At 64.3% G+C, this 17,575-nt stretch carries 11 protein-coding genes; 2 read left to right on the forward strand and 9 right to left on the reverse strand.

Translation table 11 applies throughout. From position 1 onward, the window contains the following. Positions 1-554: 554 nt before the first annotated feature. Genes xdhC through xdhA form a run of 3 tightly spaced genes read right to left on the reverse strand, consistent with a single transcriptional unit; the run spans position 555 to position 4,244 of the window. Positions 555-1,058 carry a xanthine dehydrogenase subunit XdhC gene (gene xdhC / locus ACMKFF_RS01660; protein WP_367926672.1) on the reverse strand — a complete coding sequence of 168 codons (504 nt, stop codon included), beginning with the start codon at positions 1,056-1,058 and terminating at the stop codon, positions 555-557. After that, on the reverse strand, positions 1,055-1,945 hold the full coding sequence (xdhB, locus tag ACMKFF_RS01665; protein ID WP_419495835.1) for a xanthine dehydrogenase subunit XdhB: 891 nt from the start codon (positions 1,943-1,945) through the stop codon (positions 1,055-1,057). Before xdhB ends, xdhC begins: the two co-directional genes overlap by 4 nt. Next, a complete protein-coding gene (xdhA, locus tag ACMKFF_RS01670) occupies positions 1,938-4,244 on the reverse strand; it encodes a xanthine dehydrogenase subunit XdhA (RefSeq protein ID WP_419495836.1) in 2,307 nt (768 codons plus the stop codon). Before xdhA ends, xdhB begins: the two co-directional genes overlap by 8 nt. 559 nt (positions 4,245-4,803) lie before the next feature. Here xdhA and ACMKFF_RS01675 point away from each other — a divergent pair. Next, positions 4,804-5,376, forward strand: a complete 573-nt coding sequence (locus ACMKFF_RS01675; RefSeq protein ID WP_419495837.1) for a nucleotidyltransferase family protein — start codon at positions 4,804-4,806, stop codon at positions 5,374-5,376. Between the two features lie 241 nt (positions 5,377-5,617). Here the strand turns inward: ACMKFF_RS01675 and ACMKFF_RS01680 are convergent, their stop codons facing one another. From ACMKFF_RS01680 to uvrA, 6 genes are all read right to left on the reverse strand, one after another. Beyond that, the gene (locus tag ACMKFF_RS01680; protein WP_419495838.1) at positions 5,618-7,369 is read right to left on the reverse strand and encodes an Rqc2 family fibronectin-binding protein; all 1,752 of its coding nucleotides are present in this window, start codon (positions 7,367-7,369) and stop codon (positions 5,618-5,620) included. After that, positions 7,359-7,772 carry a Mini-ribonuclease 3 gene (locus ACMKFF_RS01685; RefSeq protein ID WP_419495839.1) on the reverse strand — a complete coding sequence of 138 codons (414 nt, stop codon included), beginning with the start codon at positions 7,770-7,772 and terminating at the stop codon, positions 7,359-7,361. The genes ACMKFF_RS01680 and ACMKFF_RS01685 overlap by 11 nt, the downstream gene beginning before the upstream one ends. Positions 7,773-8,437: 665 nt before the next feature. Then, complete coding sequence (locus ACMKFF_RS01690; protein WP_419495840.1) at positions 8,438-9,907, reverse strand: TrkH family potassium uptake protein; 1,470 nt, start codon at positions 9,905-9,907, stop codon at positions 8,438-8,440. Next, positions 9,904-11,277: a Trk system potassium transporter TrkA gene (gene trkA / locus ACMKFF_RS01695; protein ID WP_349134707.1), complete on the reverse strand. Its 1,374-nt coding sequence runs from the start codon at positions 11,275-11,277 to the stop codon at positions 9,904-9,906. Before trkA ends, ACMKFF_RS01690 begins: the two co-directional genes overlap by 4 nt. A 209-nt stretch (positions 11,278-11,486) precedes the next feature. Further along, positions 11,487-12,152 carry a JAB domain-containing protein gene (locus ACMKFF_RS01700; protein ID WP_367926680.1) on the reverse strand — a complete coding sequence of 222 codons (666 nt, stop codon included), beginning with the start codon at positions 12,150-12,152 and terminating at the stop codon, positions 11,487-11,489. A 401-nt stretch (positions 12,153-12,553) separates the two neighbouring features. Beyond that, complete coding sequence (gene uvrA / locus ACMKFF_RS01705) at positions 12,554-15,376, reverse strand: excinuclease ABC subunit UvrA (protein WP_419495841.1); 2,823 nt, start codon at positions 15,374-15,376, stop codon at positions 12,554-12,556. Positions 15,377-16,264: 888 nt separating this feature from the next. Here uvrA and ACMKFF_RS01710 point away from each other — a divergent pair. After that, the gene (locus ACMKFF_RS01710) at positions 16,265-17,341 is read left to right on the forward strand and encodes a sensor histidine kinase (RefSeq protein ID WP_419495842.1); all 1,077 of its coding nucleotides are present in this window, start codon (positions 16,265-16,267) and stop codon (positions 17,339-17,341) included. Positions 17,342-17,575: the final 234 nt, after the last annotated feature.

Genomic DNA, 17,575 nt, shown 5'->3' on the forward strand with positions numbered 1-17,575 from the left:
CAAATTCAGTGGCGCAAGGCAAACAGGTTTGTCATTGCGAGGGCGCTTTGCGCCCGTGGCAATCTCGCAGTACCCGGTCGGATAACAGGAAGGCTTCCGGCGAATATGGTAGCGTTACGCAGCGTGGCGTCGAGGACGCCGCCCCCTACAAGGCATGTGCGGTCGACATAGTACACGGAAATTTGCAGCTGCCAAAGGCGCTCACTGAGCGCCGCTACAGACGCAATCGGTTGGTACGTTTTATCGTTGCCCTGTACGAACTGCAACTGCCTTCCCGAGATTGCCACGTCGGCCGTTGGCCTCCTCGCAATGACAATTCGAAACCCTTGCATTTTCGACGATGCTGCCCTATAACTTACCAGCCTGCAAGGCGGTCACTGAGCGCCGCTACAGACGCAATCGGTTGGTACGTTTTTGTCGACAGCCTGTTCGTATCGCCAGTGGGCCGCCGGGAGGGGCATGCCGCTCCCCTACAACGCTCCATCGATACTCCGCCAACAAACAACAAAAACAGGGACGCACCGGTCTCGGTGCGTCCCTGTTTTTTCAGCTGCTTATTCCGCCTCCGGCATGGGCTTGCCGAGGCGCTTGTACATGGTCTTCTTCACGGCGCGGAGGATGTTCTCATAGCCGGTGCAGCGGCACAGGTGGCCGGAGAGCAGCTTGCGCAGCTCGTCGTCCGTGTACTCCCTGCCGGTCTCGAGCAGCTCGACGGCCGTCATGATGAAGCCCGGCGTGCAGAAGCCGCACTGGATGGCGGCCTCGTCGATGAAGGCCTGCTGGATGTCGGACAGCTCACCGTTCGGGCCGAGCAGGCTCTCGAGCGTGCGGATGTGCTTGCCCTCCGCCCACACGGCGAGATAGATGCACGAGTTGAAGCACTCGCCGTCGATGATGACGTTGCACGCGCCGCACTCGCCGACCTCGCAGCCCTTCTTCACGGACGTCAGGCGGAAATCATTGCGCAGCATGTCCGTCAGCGAGGCGCGGACGTCCACGATCTGCTCGACGTCCTTGCCGTTGATGTTGCAGCGCACGAGCTTATACTGCTTGTTCATTTTACCGCACCTCCTGCAAGCTCGATCGAGCGGATGAGGCAGCGCCGCGCCAGCTCGACGGCGATGTGCTCGCGGAAGGCCTTCGAGGCGCGCCACGAGTCACGCGGATGGATGTCCTGCAGCACGGCCTGCGCGAAGGCGTCGACCGTCTCGCGGCAGACCGGGCGGCCGTTGGCCTGCGCCTCGGCGCTCGGGGCGCGCATGGGCACGGGGCCCGCCACGCCATAGGCGATGCGCGCGCGGACGATGGTCTTTTTGTCCTCGCTCAGCACGACGTTCACGGAGCAGCCTGTCGTGGCAATGTCCATGGCGTTGCGCATGGCGTATTTGATATAGTGGCCGAAGCAGTTTTCGTAGCTTACCTTCGGGATGAGGATGGCCGTCTGGATCTCGCCCTCCTCGGCACGGATGTCCACCTTGCCTGCACGGAGGTAGAAGTCCTTGATGGGCAGACGGCGCACGCCGTTTTTGCCGGTCAGCTCCACGATGGCCTCCCATGCGTGCAGCGTGGAGGCGGAGTCGGCGGACGTCACGCCGTTGCAGGTGTTGCCGCCGATGGTGCCGATGTTTCGAATTTGCGGGCCGCCGACCATGTCGACCGCCTCGCCGAGCACGTTGATGTATTTCCGGATGATGGGGTCGCGCGTGATGTGGGAAAAGCTCGTCAGCGAGCCGATGCGGATGTTTCCGTCCTCGTCGATGCAGATGCCGCGCATGGCGTCGATGCCGTAGATGGAGATGAGCTCCGCCCCGGCGCGCTTGCCCTCGCGCATCTGCACGAGCACGTCCGAGCCGCCTGCGATGATCTGCGCCTCCGGATGCTCCAGACGCAGGGCGACGGCCTCTTCCACGGAATGCGCCTCATAGAGCGCTTTCATATCATACATGGGCGGTTTCCTCCTTTTCGAACAGGCCCGCCTTCTCGAATGCGGCGAAGAGAACGTGCGGGGTGATGGGCGCGACGTCGATGCCGATGCCCGTGGCGTTCAGGATGGCGTTGCGGATGGCCGGCGCGCCGGAGCAGGCGGGCGGCTCGCCGAGGGCCTTCGTGCCGTAGGGGTTCGTCGGCTCGGCGTTCTCCACGAACTGGGCCTCGAGATGCGGGTGATCCATCATGGTCGAGAGCTTGTAGTCCAGCAGGTTGTTGTTGAGCGGGCGGCCGGTCTTCGGGTCGAACTTCAGCTCCTCGGACATGCCGTAGCCGATGGCCATGGACATGCCGCCGTGCACCTGCGCCTCAGCAAGCTGCGGGTTGATGAGCTTGCCGCAGTCGTGCACGTTGATGAGCTTCAGCAGCTTCACCTTGCACAGGGGGATGTCGACCTCGACCTCCGCGAACGAGCAGCCGAAGGAATAGGCGTTGTTCTTGATCTGGTAAGTAGATTCCGCCGTCAGATGCTCGGAGTGCGACAGGCTGTAGAGCGCCTCCGTGGCAAGCTCGCCGAGCGTCATCAGCACACGGCCGTCCGTTTTGCGGATGATCCTGCCGTCGACGATGTCGAGCAGGGCGGGCATCTGGCGCGTCAGCTCGCAGGCGTACTTCAGGATGCGCTCCTTGAGCAGCGCACCCGTCTGGGCGATGGCGAAGCCGCCGACGTAGGTCTGGCGCGAGGCGTAGGCGCCCGTGCCGAACGGCGTGACGTCCGTGTCCTGCGCCGTGACGACGTGCACGTCCGAAACGGGGATGCCCACGGCGTCCGCCGCCATCTGGGCGAAGGCGGTGTCGCAGCCCTGGCCGATCTCCGTCTCGCCGGTCTGCAGCTGGATGGAGCCGTCCTGATTCAGGACCATGCGGCACGAGCAGCTTTCCAGGCTGATGGGCCAGACAGCCGTGTTGTACCAGAACAGGGCGCAGCCGACGCCGCGGCGCACGGGGCCGGTCTGGTTTTCGTATTCGCGGTGCTTGCGGCTGTAGTCCATCCACGCCTCGCCCTTGTCCAGCACCTGATTGAGCGTGTCGGAATGGTTCTCGTTCTTCGAGAAGCCGTCGACGAAGCCGACGGGCATCATGTGCTTGCGGCGGTACTCCAGCGAGTCGACGCCAAGCACGCGGCAGACGTCCTCAATGTGGGATTCGCCCGCAAACATGGCCTGCGGGATGCCGTAGCCGCGCATCGCACCCGCGGCGGGGCGGTTCGTGAACACGGTGTAGGCGTCGCCGTCGACGTTCGGGCAGGGATACAGCTGCGGGAACGCGCCCATGCCCTTGGCGACGATGCCGTGGCCGTGGGAGGCGTAAGCGCCCTGGTTCGAGAAGCACTCGATCTTGCGCGCGGCGAACGTGCCGTCCGGCCGTACCCACGAGATGATGTGCGTGCGGATGGCGTGGCGCACGCGGTTGCAGACGAACGTCTCCTCGCGCGTGCAGTCGAGCTTGACGAGGCGGCCGCCCACGACGGTGGAGAGGTAGGCGCACAGCGGCTCATACAGCGCGTCCTGCTTGTTGCCGAAGCCGCCGCCGATATACGGCTTGACGACGCGTACCTTGCCCCAGGGGATGCCGAGAGCCTGCCCGACGACGCGGCGGACGATGTGCGGGATCTGCGTGGAGGAGTAGATGACGATGCGCCCGGCCTCCATGGAGGCGAAGCACATGTGGTTTTCGATGTGGCAATGCTGCACGGTCGGCGTGTCGTACCAGCCCTCGACCTTGATGAGGCCCGGCTCGCGGCTGGCCTCCTCATAGTTGCCGTTGCGGATGGTCGTGTGGGCGAGGATGTTGTTCGGGAATTCCTCGTGCAGCAGCGGGGCATCGGGCTTCATGGCCTCCTGCACGTCCAGCACGAAGGGATATTCCTCATATTCCACGCGCAGCGCGCGCAGGGCCTGCGCGGCGGCGACCTCATTCTCCGCAACGACGGCGGCTACGTCATCGCCGTAGAAGCGCACGCGGGACGTCAGCAGCAGGCGGTCGGCGACGTCCTGATGGTGCGGATCGGTCGACCACGGATGGCCTGCCGTGGGGAATTTGATCTGCGGCACGTCGAAGCAGGTGACGATCTTCACGACGCCCTCGATCTGTTCGGCGGCGCTCGTGTCGATGGACTTGACCACGCCGTTTGCAATGGTCGAATGCAGCACGCGCGCGACGAGCGCACTGCGGTCACAGAGGTCATCGCAGTACTTTGCGCGCCCGGTTGCCTTGTCGAATGCGTCCACACGGCGGACGCTCTTGCCAACCTCCATGGGGAACCCTCCTTTTGGATCGCAGCAGAATACCGGCAATGTGCACAGATTCTGCGGGAAATTTCTTTGTAATTTGAAGTATAGCATAAATTCCGCAGCGTGGAAAGCGAAAACGTTATTCTATGTTATAGATAACGGATAATTCGGCAATGGCGAACGCTCCGGCTGGAAAACCCCGCCGATTGCGGATATACTATAGATAAAAACGGAAAATAATGTGAATGCAGGGGAGCGGACAGCCGGGCCCGGCGCAGAAGCCAAAGGCTTGCCATTGCGAGGAGCGAAGCGCCCGCTGGCTCTCCCTCCGGGAGAGCTGTCACCGAAGGTGACTGAGAGGGCCTTGCAGGCACTTTTGAATGGCAATAGCAATCAAGGGGAGGGCTGATTTTCCCTCTCAGGCGGCTGCGCCGCCAGCTCTCCCAAAGGGAGAGCCAAGCGACACGGCTTCCGAGCGCGCAAGGCTCGCAATGACAAGCTCGGGGCCTGCTCCATTCGGAGGGGTGCAGGGACAAATTCGGGGGGTGGTCTGCCCCGATCAATACAAACAGGAGGTATCACCATGCTGGGTTGTGTCATCATGGCGGCGGGGAACGCCGTGCGCTTCGGCGCGAACAAGCTCGAGGCGGAGCTGGACGGCAAGCCGCTCATCCGCCGGGCATTCGAGGCCGTTCCGGCCGGGGTGTTCGACCGCGTCGCCGTCGTCACGCAGTATCCCGCCGTTGCAGCCCTCGCGCGGGAATTCGGTTTCGAGCCGGTGCGCAACGACCGGCCCGGCGACGGGCTGAGCCGCACGGTCCGCCTCGGCACGCAGGCGCTGGCGCAGTGCGACGGCATAGCCTTCCTCGTGGCCGACCAGCCGCTGCTGTCGGCATCGGCCGTGCGCGCGGTCGTGCGGCAGTGGCGGGAGCATCCGTCGTGCATCGTGGGCGCGGCCTGCGGCACGCGGCGGGGCAATCCGAACGTGTTCCCGCGGGAATTTTTCCCGGCCCTGTGCGCGCTCGAGGGAGACCGCGGCGGCAGCGCCGTCATCCGGCAGTATCCGGAGCGCTACCTTGCCGTCGACGTCCCGCCGGAGGCGCTGGCCGATGTCGATACCCCCGAGGCCCTGCGCGCTTTGCGAGAGGAAAAGTAGGGGAGGGGACAGCCGGGTCCGGCGCGGTACTCACGACTGGTATAGGCCATCGTTAAAATGGTAAACGCCCCCGAGTTGTCATTGCGAGGAGCGAAGCGACGTGGCAATCTCAGTAGGTACTTGCAGTTCGTACAAGTTGTCGATAAAAATGCACAGACGCAATCGGTGCATGCCCCGCCCCCACAATTGATTTTTTATATAACAACGAACGGCACGCAAAGCGTGCCGTTCATGTTATTTCTCATTCCACGCGGAGGCGGGCGGGGAGGGCGGCATCCGGGGTGACGAGCACCGTGCGGTAGCGGTCATACACGACCATGCCCGGCTTGGCCCCGTTCGGCTTGCGCAGGCAGCGCACGGGCGTCACATCGACGGGGACGTTCTGCCCCTCGCGCGCCTCGGAGTAGTAGGCCGCAAGCTCGGCCGCTTCCGTGATCGTCTCGTCCGGCGGCTGGATGCCTGCGCACGCGATGATGACATGCGTGCCGTGAAATTTCTGCACATGCAGCCACAGGTCGTCGCGCCGCGCCGTCTTGAGCGACAGCTGGTCATTCTGGCGGTTGTTGCGGCCGACAAAAATGTCGAAGCCGTCCGACGAGCGGAAGTGCATCGGCTTGGAGGGCTGCTGCTTGACCTGCTTGCGGCGGTCCGCCGGGCGGACATAGCCTCCGGCCTCCAATTCCGCTCGAATTTCGCTCAGATCGCGCTCATTTTCGGCGCGGGCCAGCTCCTCGAGCACGCCGCCCAGATAGGCCTCCTCGATCTCGCCCTGCGCGATCTGCTGCGTGAGCACCTGCTCGGCATGCTTGGCGCGGGCGTAGTCCTTGTAGAACCGCGCGGCGTTCTGCTGCGGGGAGAGGTTCGGCTTGAGCGGAATTTCAATTTCGCGCAGATCCTCGTCATAAAAATCCTCGGCGCGCAGCAGTGTCTGCCCGCGCGTGATGGCGTGCAGGTTCGCCGTGACGATGTCGCCCTGACGGCGCAGCTGCTCGCGGTCGTGCGTGGCCTCCAGCTCCTGCCGCTGCAGCTCCAGCTTGCGGCGCGTGCGCTCGTGCAGGTTCGAAATGGCCTTGCGCAGCGTCTGCGACCTCTGCCGCATGCGCTCGGCGTGGTCCGTCTCGGTGTAAAAGCGGTCGAGCAGGGCGGAAAAGCTCTCGCACGGCTCGGCGCGCAGATAGCCGCCGTATTGCCGGATGTCGCGATAGGTGAAATCCGTCGGTGCGCCGTCCTTCCACAGCAGCATGGGCTGCATCTGTACGGGCGGCAGGGCGGCGAACTCCGCCGTCAGAAATGCCGCCAGCCGCGCGGGGTCCAGCGTGGGGATGGGCGCGTCCGTCTCGCCCGCAAAGCGGAACGACAGCTCGCGCGCGATGAGCGGCGACAGGCCCGCAAAGTGGGCCAGCAGCCATTTGTCCAGCCGCATGGCCGCGTCGGGCCGGTCGAGCAGGGCAAGAAGCTCGGTCTCCGTCGTCTCCTGCGGGATGCGGCGGTCCTGCCGCGGCGGCTCGTGGTAAAACAGGCCGGGCAGCAGCTGGCGCAGCTCGGACATTTCAAAGTCCACGCGCCGCAGGCAGTCGAGGATGCGGCCGTCCGGCCCCGTGAGGATCAGGTTGGAATTGCGCCCGACCAGCTCGAGGATCAGATGCTTGCGGCAGGGCACGCCCAGCTCGTCCGTGCAGTCGAACGTCAGGTCGAGCATGCGCTCGGCCGCTGGCTGACGGATACCGGCAAGCCTGCCGCCTGCCAGATGCTTGCGCAGCAGCATGCAGAACATCGGCGGCTGCGCGGGGTTTTCCAGCTGCGCCTGCGTCAGGTGGACGCGCGGCCGGTTGCCGTTGGCGGACAGCAGCAGTCTTCCGCCGCCGTCGCGCCCGCGCAGCTGGAGCACGACGGTGTCGCGCGCGGGCTGCTGGACCTTGTCTACGCGGGCCCCGACGAGGGCGGGGCGCAGCTCTGCGGCGACGGCCGTGAGAAACATGGCGTCAAATGGCATGGTCTTCCTCCATCATGGCGGCAAACAGCGCCTCGATGCGCGCGGTCTGCCCGGAGAGATACAGTGCGCCAAACAGGGCCTCCAGCCCCGTTGCGCGGGCATATTCGCCCGGCGTGGCGTGCTTCGGAATGCCGTGAGGATGGGCGTTGCGGCCGCGGCGATAGACGGCGGCCTCCTCCGGCGTGAGCAGGGGCTGGATGCGCAGGGCAAAGCGCGCCTGCGCCGGGGCCTGCACGAGTGCGACGGTCTGCTGATGCAGGCGGCCGTTTGTTGTGCCGCCCTCGACGCACAGCCTTGTGCGCACGAGCAGCTCAAACACGGCGTCGCCGATGTGCGCCAGCGCCAGGGACGACATGGCCAGCAGCTCCTGTTGGGTCATTTGCGGATGAAAATAGTCCTGCATGGCGCAGTCGCCTCCAGAATGATCGAATTTTGGATGATTTTGAGTGATATTGCCGGGCTGCTTTTGCGTGCTGTAGGGGAGGGGCATGCCCCTCCCGGCACAGCGCCGCCGACCCGTACAGGCTTTCGTTAAAATGAAACCGGCCTCCGATTTGTCATTGCGAGGAGGCCAACGGCCGACGTGGCAATCTCGGGGAGGCACTTCCGACTCGTACCGGCCGTCGATAAAACGGTATGCACCAATTGCGTCTGTAGCGGCGCTCGCTGAGCGCCTTGTACAGAGACATTCAACGGCAGGAGGGCACTGGTGCACCACGGCACTCCCCTGATGTGTCATTGCGAGGAGCGAAGCGACGTGGCAATCTCACAGTACAATGCCGGATAACAGGGAACTTCCGGCGAAAACGTGACCGGTCGCAGGAGATTGCCACGGCCCCTTTGGGGCCTCGCAATGACAAATCTGGGAGCGCGGCGCTGACAATGGTGCTCTGCACCGAATGGGCCGTCCTTATGCCGCTTCGCGCTCAGGGCGCCGCGTCGGCCGTTGGCCTTCTCGCAATGACAAATCTGGGAGCGCGGCGCTGACAATGGTGCCCTGCACCGAATGGGCCGTCCTTATGCCGCTTCGCGGACGGGCGAGGCATGCCTCGCCCCTACATTTGGCCTTTAATGCTTCCGCCATGTTGCGGGGCTGAGGAGCAGCAGCACGGGGAACAGCTCCAGCCGCCCGAGAAGCATGTCGAGCGTCAGCACGACCTTCGACAGGGCAGAGAAGCTCGCATAGCTGCCGAACGGGCCGACCTCGAGGCTCAGGCCCGGGCCGATGTTGTTCAGCGTGGCGAACACGGATGTCACGCTCGTCTCGGCCCCGAAGTTATCGAGCGAGACCAGCAGGATGGACACGACGGCAATGGCGGCATAGCAGATGAAGAACGCCATTGTGCCGCGGATGACCTCATTGCTCACGCGCTTGCCGTCCATCGTCATGACCTCCACGGAGTGGGGGTGCAGCAGGTGGCGTGTCTCGGCGCGGGCCGTCTTGGCCAGGATGAGCACGCGGCTGACCTTCATGCCGCCGCCCGTCGACCCGGCGCACGCGCCGATGGCCATCAGGATGAGCAGCACCGTCTTGAAAAATTCCGGCCATTTCGCAAAATCCGCCGTGCCGAAGCCCGTCGTCGTGATGACGGAGCCGACGGAGAAGGCCACATGGTGGATCGTCTGGAACACGGTGGGGAAGAACCCGCCCGTGAGCAGCAGGTTGGCACTGATGAGGACGATGGCCCCGAAAATGATGATAAAGTACCAGCGCACTTCGCTGTTGTGCCACGCGAGCCTGAAGCGGCGGCGCAGCAGGAAAAAATACACCGAGAAATTCACGCCGAACAGGATCATGAACACCGTCGTCACGGCCTGCAGGTAGGCCGAGTAGTCCGCAAGGCCGCTGTTGCGCACGGAAAAGCCGCCCGTACCGGCCGTGCCGAAGGCAAGGCACAGGCTGTCGAACCACGTTATCTCGCCCCAGCCGAACAGCACGCCCAGCCGGTAGAACAGGATCTGCAGCAGCGTCATGGCGCAGTAGATGGCATAGAGGATCGCGGCGGACGTGCGCATCTTCGGAACCATCTTGCTGACGGAAGGGCCGGGGGACTCGGCCCGCAGCAGATAGATGCTCTCGCCGGACAGCGGCACGATGGCCAGCATGAATACGAGCACGCCCATGCCGCCGAGCCAGTGGGTGAAGCTGCGCCAGAACAGCAGGCACTTCGGCAGATCCTCCACGGCGCGGAGGATGCTTGCACCGGTCGTCGTAAAGCCGGACATGGTCTCGAACACGGCGTCGAGATACGACGGGATCGCCCCGGAGACCGTAAACGGGACCGCGCCGACGAGCGAGATGAGGATCCAGCTCAGTGCGACCATCACGAAGCCATCGCGTGCGTGTAGCTCGCGGCGGCGCTTCGGCCGCAGCAGGATAAAAAGACCGCCGAGCAGGCCGCTGCCTGCGGCCGTAGCAAGCAGGGTCCACAGCTCCGGCTCGCCGTAGATCACGGCGACGATGCACGGCAGCAACAGGAAGGCCCCGATGACCAGCAGCACGTCGCCCAGCAGGGAGAGGATCATGCGGTAATTCATGCTTTCACTCTCCGCTTGTCCAGAATGTCGTCCAGATCGTCCAGGCCTGTCGCCGCCGTCACGACGACGACGGTGTCGCCCGGCTCGATGGTGTCGCGGCCGCCGGGGGTGATGATCCGGCCCTCGCGGTTGATGGCTCCGATAAGCAGGTTCGGCCGCGTGGGCAGCTCCATGAGCGGCCTGCCGCAGACGGCGGATTTCTCCGTGGCGCGGAACTCCAGTGCCTCGGCCTTGTTGCCGACGATCTTATAGAGCGTCTCGACGTTCGAGCCGAGCGAGTTCTGCATGGCGCGGACGTAGCGGACGATGTGGTCGGCCGCGATATAGCGGGGGTGGAACACGCTTCCGAGGTCCATGCCCTTGATGATGTGGGAGAATGTCGTGCGGTTGATTTTCGTGACGATCTTCGCGCTCGAGACGCTGCGGGCATAGAGGCTCATCAGCACGTTTTCCTCATCGATGCCCGTCAGGGAAGCGACGGCATCCATCTTGGCAATGCCCTCCTCGGCGAGCAGCTGCTCACTCGTGCCGTCTCCGTGGATGATCGTGGCCTCGGGCAGGCGCTCTGCCAGCGAGTCGCACACGGCGGCGCTGGACTCGATGATCTTTACGCTTGCGCCGAAGTCCAGCATCTGCCGCGCGAGGTAGTAGGAGATGCGCCCGCCGCCGAGCAGCATCACGCGCTTGACGGGGTTCGTCTGCACACCGATCTTGTGGAAGAATTTTGCGGCGAGCTTCGGGCTTGCCACCACGCTGATGCGGTCGCCCGCCAGCAGGGTGAAGCTGCCGTCGGGGATGTACACCTCGTGCTGCCCGCGCTCCACAACGCACACAAGCGCGCCGGACTGCAGGCGGCCGAGGTCGGAGAGCTTCATGCCGTCGAGCATGGAGCCGGGGTCGATGCGCATCTTGTGCAGCTCCACGCGGCCCTTTGAGAATGTGTCGATCTTGATGGAGGCCGGGGCGCGCAGGATGCGCGCGATCTCCGTGGCGCTGGCCAGCTCCGGGTTGAGCGCCATGCTCAGCCCGAGGTCGTCCTGAATGAGGTGCAGCCCGCTCGTATATTCCGGGTTGCGCACGCGGGCGATCGTGTTGCCCACGCCGAGGCGCTTGGCAATGAGACACGAGAGCAGGTTCTGTTCGTCCGTGGACATCACGGCGATGACAAGATCGGCAGAGGGCACGCCGGCCTCCACCTGCGTGTCCATGCTGATGCCGTTGCCCTCGACGGTCATGACGTCGAGCGTGTTGCCGATGGCGTCGAGCGCAGCCGTGCGCGTGTCGACGACGGTGATCTCGTGACCCTCGCGGAGCAGCTGCTCCGTCAGCGTCGCGCCGATCTTGCCGGCTCCGATGATAACAATGTTCATTCCCGAAAAGACTCCTGTATGGTGAATTTCAAAATGATCCGATTATGGTATTGGCGGGGCCGCAGCGGCGCGTTGTAGGGGCATGCCCCTCCTCTGCAAAGGCCACTTGCTTTTTGCCTAAACTACACAAATTTTATCATAGCACGCCGCAGGACGGAATGCAAGCCTGAAATAGGGCAGGAGTTCTCCCTTACATGCCGCAATATCCGTCAGCGCAGGTAGCCGCTGTCGCGCAGCGACACAAAGTCGTCATCCGCGATCACCAGATGGTCCAGCAGCAGAATGTCCACGACGTCGAGTGCCTGCTGCAGGCGGCGCGTCAGCTCCACATCCTCGTGCGACGGCAGGGCAATGCCCGCCGGGTGGTTGTGCGCCAGCACCACGCCGCTGGCATTCGCGCTCAGCGCGGCGCGCATGAGCTTGCGCATCGGCACGTTGGCCGAGTTCACGCTGCCCTCGCTCAGGCAGGTGCAGGTCAGAAGCCGCCCGGCGGCGTCCAGCGCCAGCAGGTATACAAGCTCCTCCCGCGCGCCGTAGAAAAACGGCAGCAGAAAATTGCCGAAATCCGTCGTGCCCGTCAGGCGCGCGCCGGAAAACGGCCGGGAGAGGTAGTAGCGCCGGTGCAGCTCCGTCACGAGCCGCAGCAGCAGCGCCCGCGATGCATCCATCCCCTCCACGCTGGCCAGCTCCTCCGGCGAGGCGGAGAGGGCCGCGCCGAGAGAGCCGAACTGGCCGATGAGCCGCGCGGCGAGCGTCCGTGGCTCCTCCGCGCCCGTGCCCGCGTGCAGCAGCAGGGTCAGCAGCTCCTCGTCCGTGAGGGCGTCCGGCGCGCGCTGCAAAAAGCGCCGCAGCAGATTGGCCGTGGATCCGTCCATGGGATCGCCTCCTTTGCGTTGATGGAATATGGAATATTGTAGGGGAGGGGACAGCCGGCCCGGCGCAATGCTGTCGACCGGTACAGGTTGCCGATAAAACGGTGAAAGCCAAAGGTTTGTCATTGCGAGGAGGCCAACGGCCGACGTGGCGCCCTGAGCGCGAAGCGCGAGAAAGTGCCCTTGGGGTGCAATCTCGGGAAGGCAGTTGCGATTTCGCCGGAAGTGCCATGTTATCCAGCCGGGTCCTGCGAGATTCCCACGTCGCTTCGCTCCTCGGAATGACACGTCAGAGTGGTGCGGCAGTGGGAACAGTGCATTGCATCGAATTCGCAATCCTTTTGCCGCTTCGCGGACGGGAGCGGCATGCCGCTCCCCTACAGGTGCAATCGGAGCATGCCGCCTTACAGCATCTTCTTCAGATACTGGCCCGTGAAAGACGCCGGGCAGGCGGCAATGTCCTCCGGGGTGCCGGTGGCGACGATCGTGCCGCCTCCGTCGCCGCCCTCGGGGCCGAGGTCGATGATGTGGTCGGCGCATTTGATGACGTCGAGGTTATGCTCGATGACAAGCACGGTGTTTCCGGCGTCCACGAGCTTCTGCAGCACGTCGAGCAGCTTCTGCACGTCGTACATGTGCAGGCCCGTCGTCGGCTCATCGAGGATATACATCGTGCGGCCCGTGGCGCGGCGCGCCAGCTCCGTTGCGAGCTTCACACGCTGGGCCTCGCCGCCGGAGAGCGTCGTGGAGCTCTGGCCGAGCTTCACATAGCCGAGGCCGACCTCCACGAGCGTTGCGACCTTGTCGCGGATGCGCGGCAGATTTTCAAAAAAGCCCAACGCCTCGTCGGCCGTCATTTCCAGCACGTCCGCAATGGACTTGCCGCGGTAGCGCACCTCGAGCGTCTCGCGGTTGTAGCGCGCACCGCGGCACACGTCGCACGGGACGTAGACGTCCGGCAGGAAGTGCATTTCGATCTTCACAAGGCCGTCGCCGCTGCAGGCCTCGCAGCGGCCGCCCTTGACGTTGAAGGAGAAGCGGCCGGGGCCGTAGCCGCGGGCCTTTGCGTCAGCCGTGGCGGCGAACAGGTCGCGGATGTCGGCAAACAGGCCCGTATAGGTCGCTGGGTTCGAGCGCGGCGTGCGGCCGATGGGGCTCTGGTCGATGACGATTGCCTTGTCGAGGTTCTCGATGCCCTCGAAGCGGTCGTGCCTGCCGGGGCGGACGCGCGCACGGTTCAGCGTGGCCGAGAGCTTTTTGCTGATGATCTCGTTGACGAGTGACGACTTGCCCGAGCCGGACACGCCCGTCACGCACGTCAGCGTGCCAAGCGGGATGCTGACGTCCACATTGCGCAGGTTGTTCTCCCGGCAGCCGAACACGCGCAGGAAATTCCCGTTCCCCGCGCGCCGCTGCGCCGGGACGGCGATGCGCCGCTTACCGGAGAGATACTGGCCCGTGATGCTGTCGGGCGCGTTCATGATGTCCTGCAGCGTGCCCTGCGCCATGATCTGCCCGCCGTGCACGCCCGCGCCGGGGCCGACGTCCACGATATAGTCTGCCGCGCGGATCGTGTCCTCATCGTGCTCGACGACGATGAGCGTGTTGCCGAGGTCGCGCAGGCGGCGCAGCGTGTCGAGCAGCTTGTCGTTGTCGCGCTGGTGCAGGCCGATGCTCGGCTCGTCGAGGATATAGAGCACGCCCATCAGCGACGAGCCGATCTGCGTGGCAAGGCGGATGCGCTGGGCCTCGCCGCCGGAGAGCGTCGCGGCCGCGCGGGACAGCGTCAGGTACCGCAGGCCCACGCTCTGCAGGAAGCCGAGGCGGGCGCGGATCTCGCGCAGGATCTGCTCGGCGATGACGGCCTGCGCGCCCTCGAGCCGCAGATCGTTCACGAATGCCAGTTCGCGGTCGACGGGCATGTCGCAGAATTCCGTGATGGACAGGCCGCCGACGGTCACGGCGCGGGAGATATCGGACAGGCGGCTGCCATGGCAGTGCGGGCAGGGGGAGGCGGACATCGTCTCCTCCAGCTCCTTGCGCATGGCCTCGGACTGCGTCTCGCGCACGCGGCGCTCGATGTTCGGAATGATGCCCTCAAACGCCTGCTCCAGCGTTCCGCGGCTGCTGCCGCGGTCGTAGTGCAGTGTGAGCTTTTCGCCGCGCGTGCCGTAGAGGATGACGTCCATGGCCTCCTTCGAGAGGCTGGAGATCGGCGCGTGCAGGTCGAAGTGATATTTCTGCGACAGGGCGTCGAAGTACATCCGCGCGATGGAGTCGCTGCGGATATTGCCCCAGCCGCTGGCCTGGATGCCGCCGTCGTAGATGGAGAGGGACGGGTCCGGGATGATGATGGCGGGGTCGACCTTCAAAAGGAAGCCGAGGCCACTGCACTCCGGGCATGCACCCATGGGATTGTTGAACGAGAACATGCGCGGCGAAAGCTCCGGCATGGAGATGCCGCACTCGTCGCAGGCATAGTTGCGGGAGAACAGCGTCTCCTCGCCGGTGTCCGGCTGCTGGATGACGACGAGCCCGCCGCCGTGCTCCAGCGCGGTCTCGACGGAATCCGTCAGGCGGCGCGTCAGGTCGCCGCGCAGCACAAGGCGGTCGACCACCAGCTCGATGGTGTGTTTTTTGTTCTTCTCGAGTGTGATCTCCTCGCTCAGGTCATAGAGGATACCGTCCACGCGCACGCGGGAGAAGCCGCTCTTCCGCGCGTCGGCCAGCAGCTTGACGTGCTCGCCCTTCTTGCCGCGCACGACCGGGGCCAGCACCTGAAAGCGCGTGCCCTCCGGCAGGGCCAGCACCTTGTCGACGATCTGGTCGACGGTCTGGCGGCGGATCTCGCGGCCGCAGCGCGGGCAGTGCGGCGTTCCGGCGCGCGCCCACAGCAGGCGCAGGTAGTCGTAAATTTCCGTCACCGTGCCCACGGTCGAGCGTGGGTTGCGGGACGTCGTCTTCTGGTCGATGGAAATGGCGGGGGACAGGCCTTCGATCACGTCCACGTCGGGCTTGTCCATCTGGCCCAGGAACTGCCGCGCATAGGCCGAAAGCGAGTCGACATAGCGCCGCCGCCCCTCGGCATAGATCGTGTCGAACGCAAGCGACGATTTGCCGGAGCCGGAAAGCCCTGTGAATACGCACAGCGCGTCGCGCGGGATCTCCACATCCACATTTTTCAGGTTGTTTTCGCGCGCACCGCGCACGAGGATGGAATTTCGCATAGCTGCCTCCTGCCGATGATTTCTCTGAAGTCTTATTATACCACGCTGTCCGGATCGCAGCAACGAAAATTTATAAACAAATGTACGATTTTTCGCCGACCGCCCCATAGGGCACTGCCGAATCGTGCCGGCTGCCGTTAAAATGGTATGCACCAATTGCGTCTGTAGCGGCGCTCAGTGAGCGCCTTGCAGACTGACAATGACTGCGGCACACATTGCAGCGCAAGGCTCCCAAGTTTGTCATTACGAGGCCCCAACGGGGCCGTGGCAATCTCGCAGAACCCGGCCGAATCGCGAGAAAGCGATCGGCGAAAACGCAACTGCCTCTCCGAGATTGCACCCCAAGGGCACTTCCTCGCGCTTAGCGCTCAGGGCGCCACGTCAGGGAAGCGCGAGTTGCATCAGCGCTCTCCCCTACAACATCCTGTCGAAAAAATCAAAAATCGCCATCAATCCGGATTTTTCCGGTCCAATTTCTCCTTTTCGGTTGCTTTCGCAGAAAAAATCCGTTATGATGGAAGGTAGAATCTGCAATTGCATTTTTCACGGCCGTTTCTGCCGCTGCCCGGCGTTTTTCCGGCGCATAACGCAGCCGCGTCCGGTTAAAACAAACAAGGGACACGGGCTTTCGCCCGGCAGACTGTCAAAAAAACTGCCAAGCCAAAAGCTTCGGAGGGAAGAAAAGCGTGAAAGGAAACCGTCAGGGTGTCCTTTCGCGTCCAATCACCCGCCGCAGCGGCAGAATTGCAAAATAAGATACAACAAAATTCTATTTTGCAATTCTGAAAGCAGCTTGGCGAAAAGCCCGAAGGGTTTTTTTGACAAGCTGACGGGCATTTGCCCGGCCCCTACCGGCCTCTGCCTGCATGCCGGAGAGGAGGGCTTTTCTTGGAAGAAGATGATCTGTTATGGGTCCTGGGGGCCTTCCCCCAACCCGTTTTTCTGACGGACGGCGAGACCGTCCAATGGCGCAACGCCGCGGCGTCCGCCGTGCTCGATCCGGGCGCGTCCCTGCAGCCCATGCTGCAGGGAACGGCGTTCGGCCTGTGGTCACGCAGGGGCACGCTGCGCCTGAGCCTGCCGTTCGGCGGGGCGCTGTGTGATTTTTCCGTCCGCGCGATGCAGCGGGGCCTGCTGTTTCTGGCCGATGCCCCGCATGAGCCGTCTGCGGCGGCCGGGGCGGCGCTCAAGGCCTCGGCCATTCTCCGCCGTCCGCTGCAGAATGTCATGACGGCGGCGCGTGAGCTGTTCGACCGCGTGGAGGACCTCGAGGAACCGGCGGCCACGGCCGTCTCCTCCGAGCTGAACCGCGGGCTGTATCAGCTCCTGCGCCTGTGCGGCCAGCTCACCACGGGCGGCGAGCTGCTGGCCGGCACCTGCAAGCCGGAGCGGCACCGCGTGGACCTGACGGCCCTGCTGGACGGCATCGCGGACGATGTCGCCCCGCTGTTCGAGCGCGCCGGGCGGCGCTTTGTCTACCGCGGCCTGCCGGCCGCCGTCACCGCCGATGCGGATGCCAAGCTTGTGGAGCGCGCGGTGTATAACCTGCTGTCCAACGCGCTGGCCTTTACCCCGGCGGGCGGCGAGATCTGCCTGAGCCTTGAGCGGCGCGAGCAGTCGCTGCTCATCCGCGTGACGGATACGGGCGAGGGCTTCCCGGAGAGCGTGCTCGGCACGCTGTTCGACCGCTACAGCCTCATCCCCGTCGGCGACCCGCGCTGGGGCACCGGCTATGGCCTGCCCATGGTCCGCGAGATCGCCCGCCTGCACGGCGGCACGCTCATGGCGGCCAATGTCCCGACCGGCGGCGCGGACGTGATGTTCACGCTCTCGCTCGTGCGCCGGCCCGCAGCCGTCCGCACCGCGCAGCAGCGCTTCGATTACCTCAGCGGCTACCGCCATGCCCTCGTCGAGCTGTCCGACAGCCTCTCCGCGTCGCTGTACGACCCCGCAACGGTGTCCTGATCAGCAGACTGCCGATGGCGCATTGCAGGGGAGCGGCACGCCGCTCCCGGCGCAGAGCTGCCGATTCCATAATGGCAGAGGCCAAAAGTCAGCCTGCATGGCGGTCACGGACCGCCATGCAGGCTCAGCTTGTCAAAAAAGTCCCTTCGGGATTTTTCGCCAAGCTGCTTTCAGAATTGCAAAATGAAATTTTGTAGTATTATTTTGCAATTCTGCCGCTGCGGCGGGTTATTG

This window comes from Faecousia sp. (genome assembly GCF_048519415.1).
Taxonomy (GTDB): Bacteria; Bacillota; Clostridia; order Oscillospirales; family Oscillospiraceae; genus JAZOXB01.

Excerpts from the sequence above, each read along its gene's own strand:
- xdhC (WP_367926672.1), bottom strand. The coding sequence starts at position 1,058 with ATGAACAAGCAGTATAAGCTCGTGCGCTGCAACATCAACGGCAAGGAC.
- xdhB (WP_419495835.1), bottom strand. The coding sequence starts at position 1,945 with ATGTATGATATGAAAGCGCTCTATGAGGCGCATTCCGTGGAAGAGGCC.
- xdhA (WP_419495836.1), bottom strand. The coding sequence starts at position 4,244 with ATGGAGGTTGGCAAGAGCGTCCGCCGTGTGGACGCATTCGACAAGGCA.
- ACMKFF_RS01675 (WP_419495837.1), top strand. The coding sequence starts at position 4,804 with ATGCTGGGTTGTGTCATCATGGCGGCGGGGAACGCCGTGCGCTTCGGC.
- ACMKFF_RS01680 (WP_419495838.1), bottom strand. The coding sequence starts at position 7,369 with ATGCCATTTGACGCCATGTTTCTCACGGCCGTCGCCGCAGAGCTGCGC.
- ACMKFF_RS01685 (WP_419495839.1), bottom strand. The coding sequence starts at position 7,772 with ATGCAGGACTATTTTCATCCGCAAATGACCCAACAGGAGCTGCTGGCC.
- ACMKFF_RS01690 (WP_419495840.1), bottom strand. The coding sequence starts at position 9,907 with ATGAATTACCGCATGATCCTCTCCCTGCTGGGCGACGTGCTGCTGGTC.
- trkA (WP_349134707.1), bottom strand. The coding sequence starts at position 11,277 with ATGAACATTGTTATCATCGGAGCCGGCAAGATCGGCGCGACGCTGACG.
- ACMKFF_RS01700 (WP_367926680.1), bottom strand. The coding sequence starts at position 12,152 with ATGGACGGATCCACGGCCAATCTGCTGCGGCGCTTTTTGCAGCGCGCG.
- uvrA (WP_419495841.1), bottom strand. The coding sequence starts at position 15,376 with ATGCGAAATTCCATCCTCGTGCGCGGTGCGCGCGAAAACAACCTGAAA.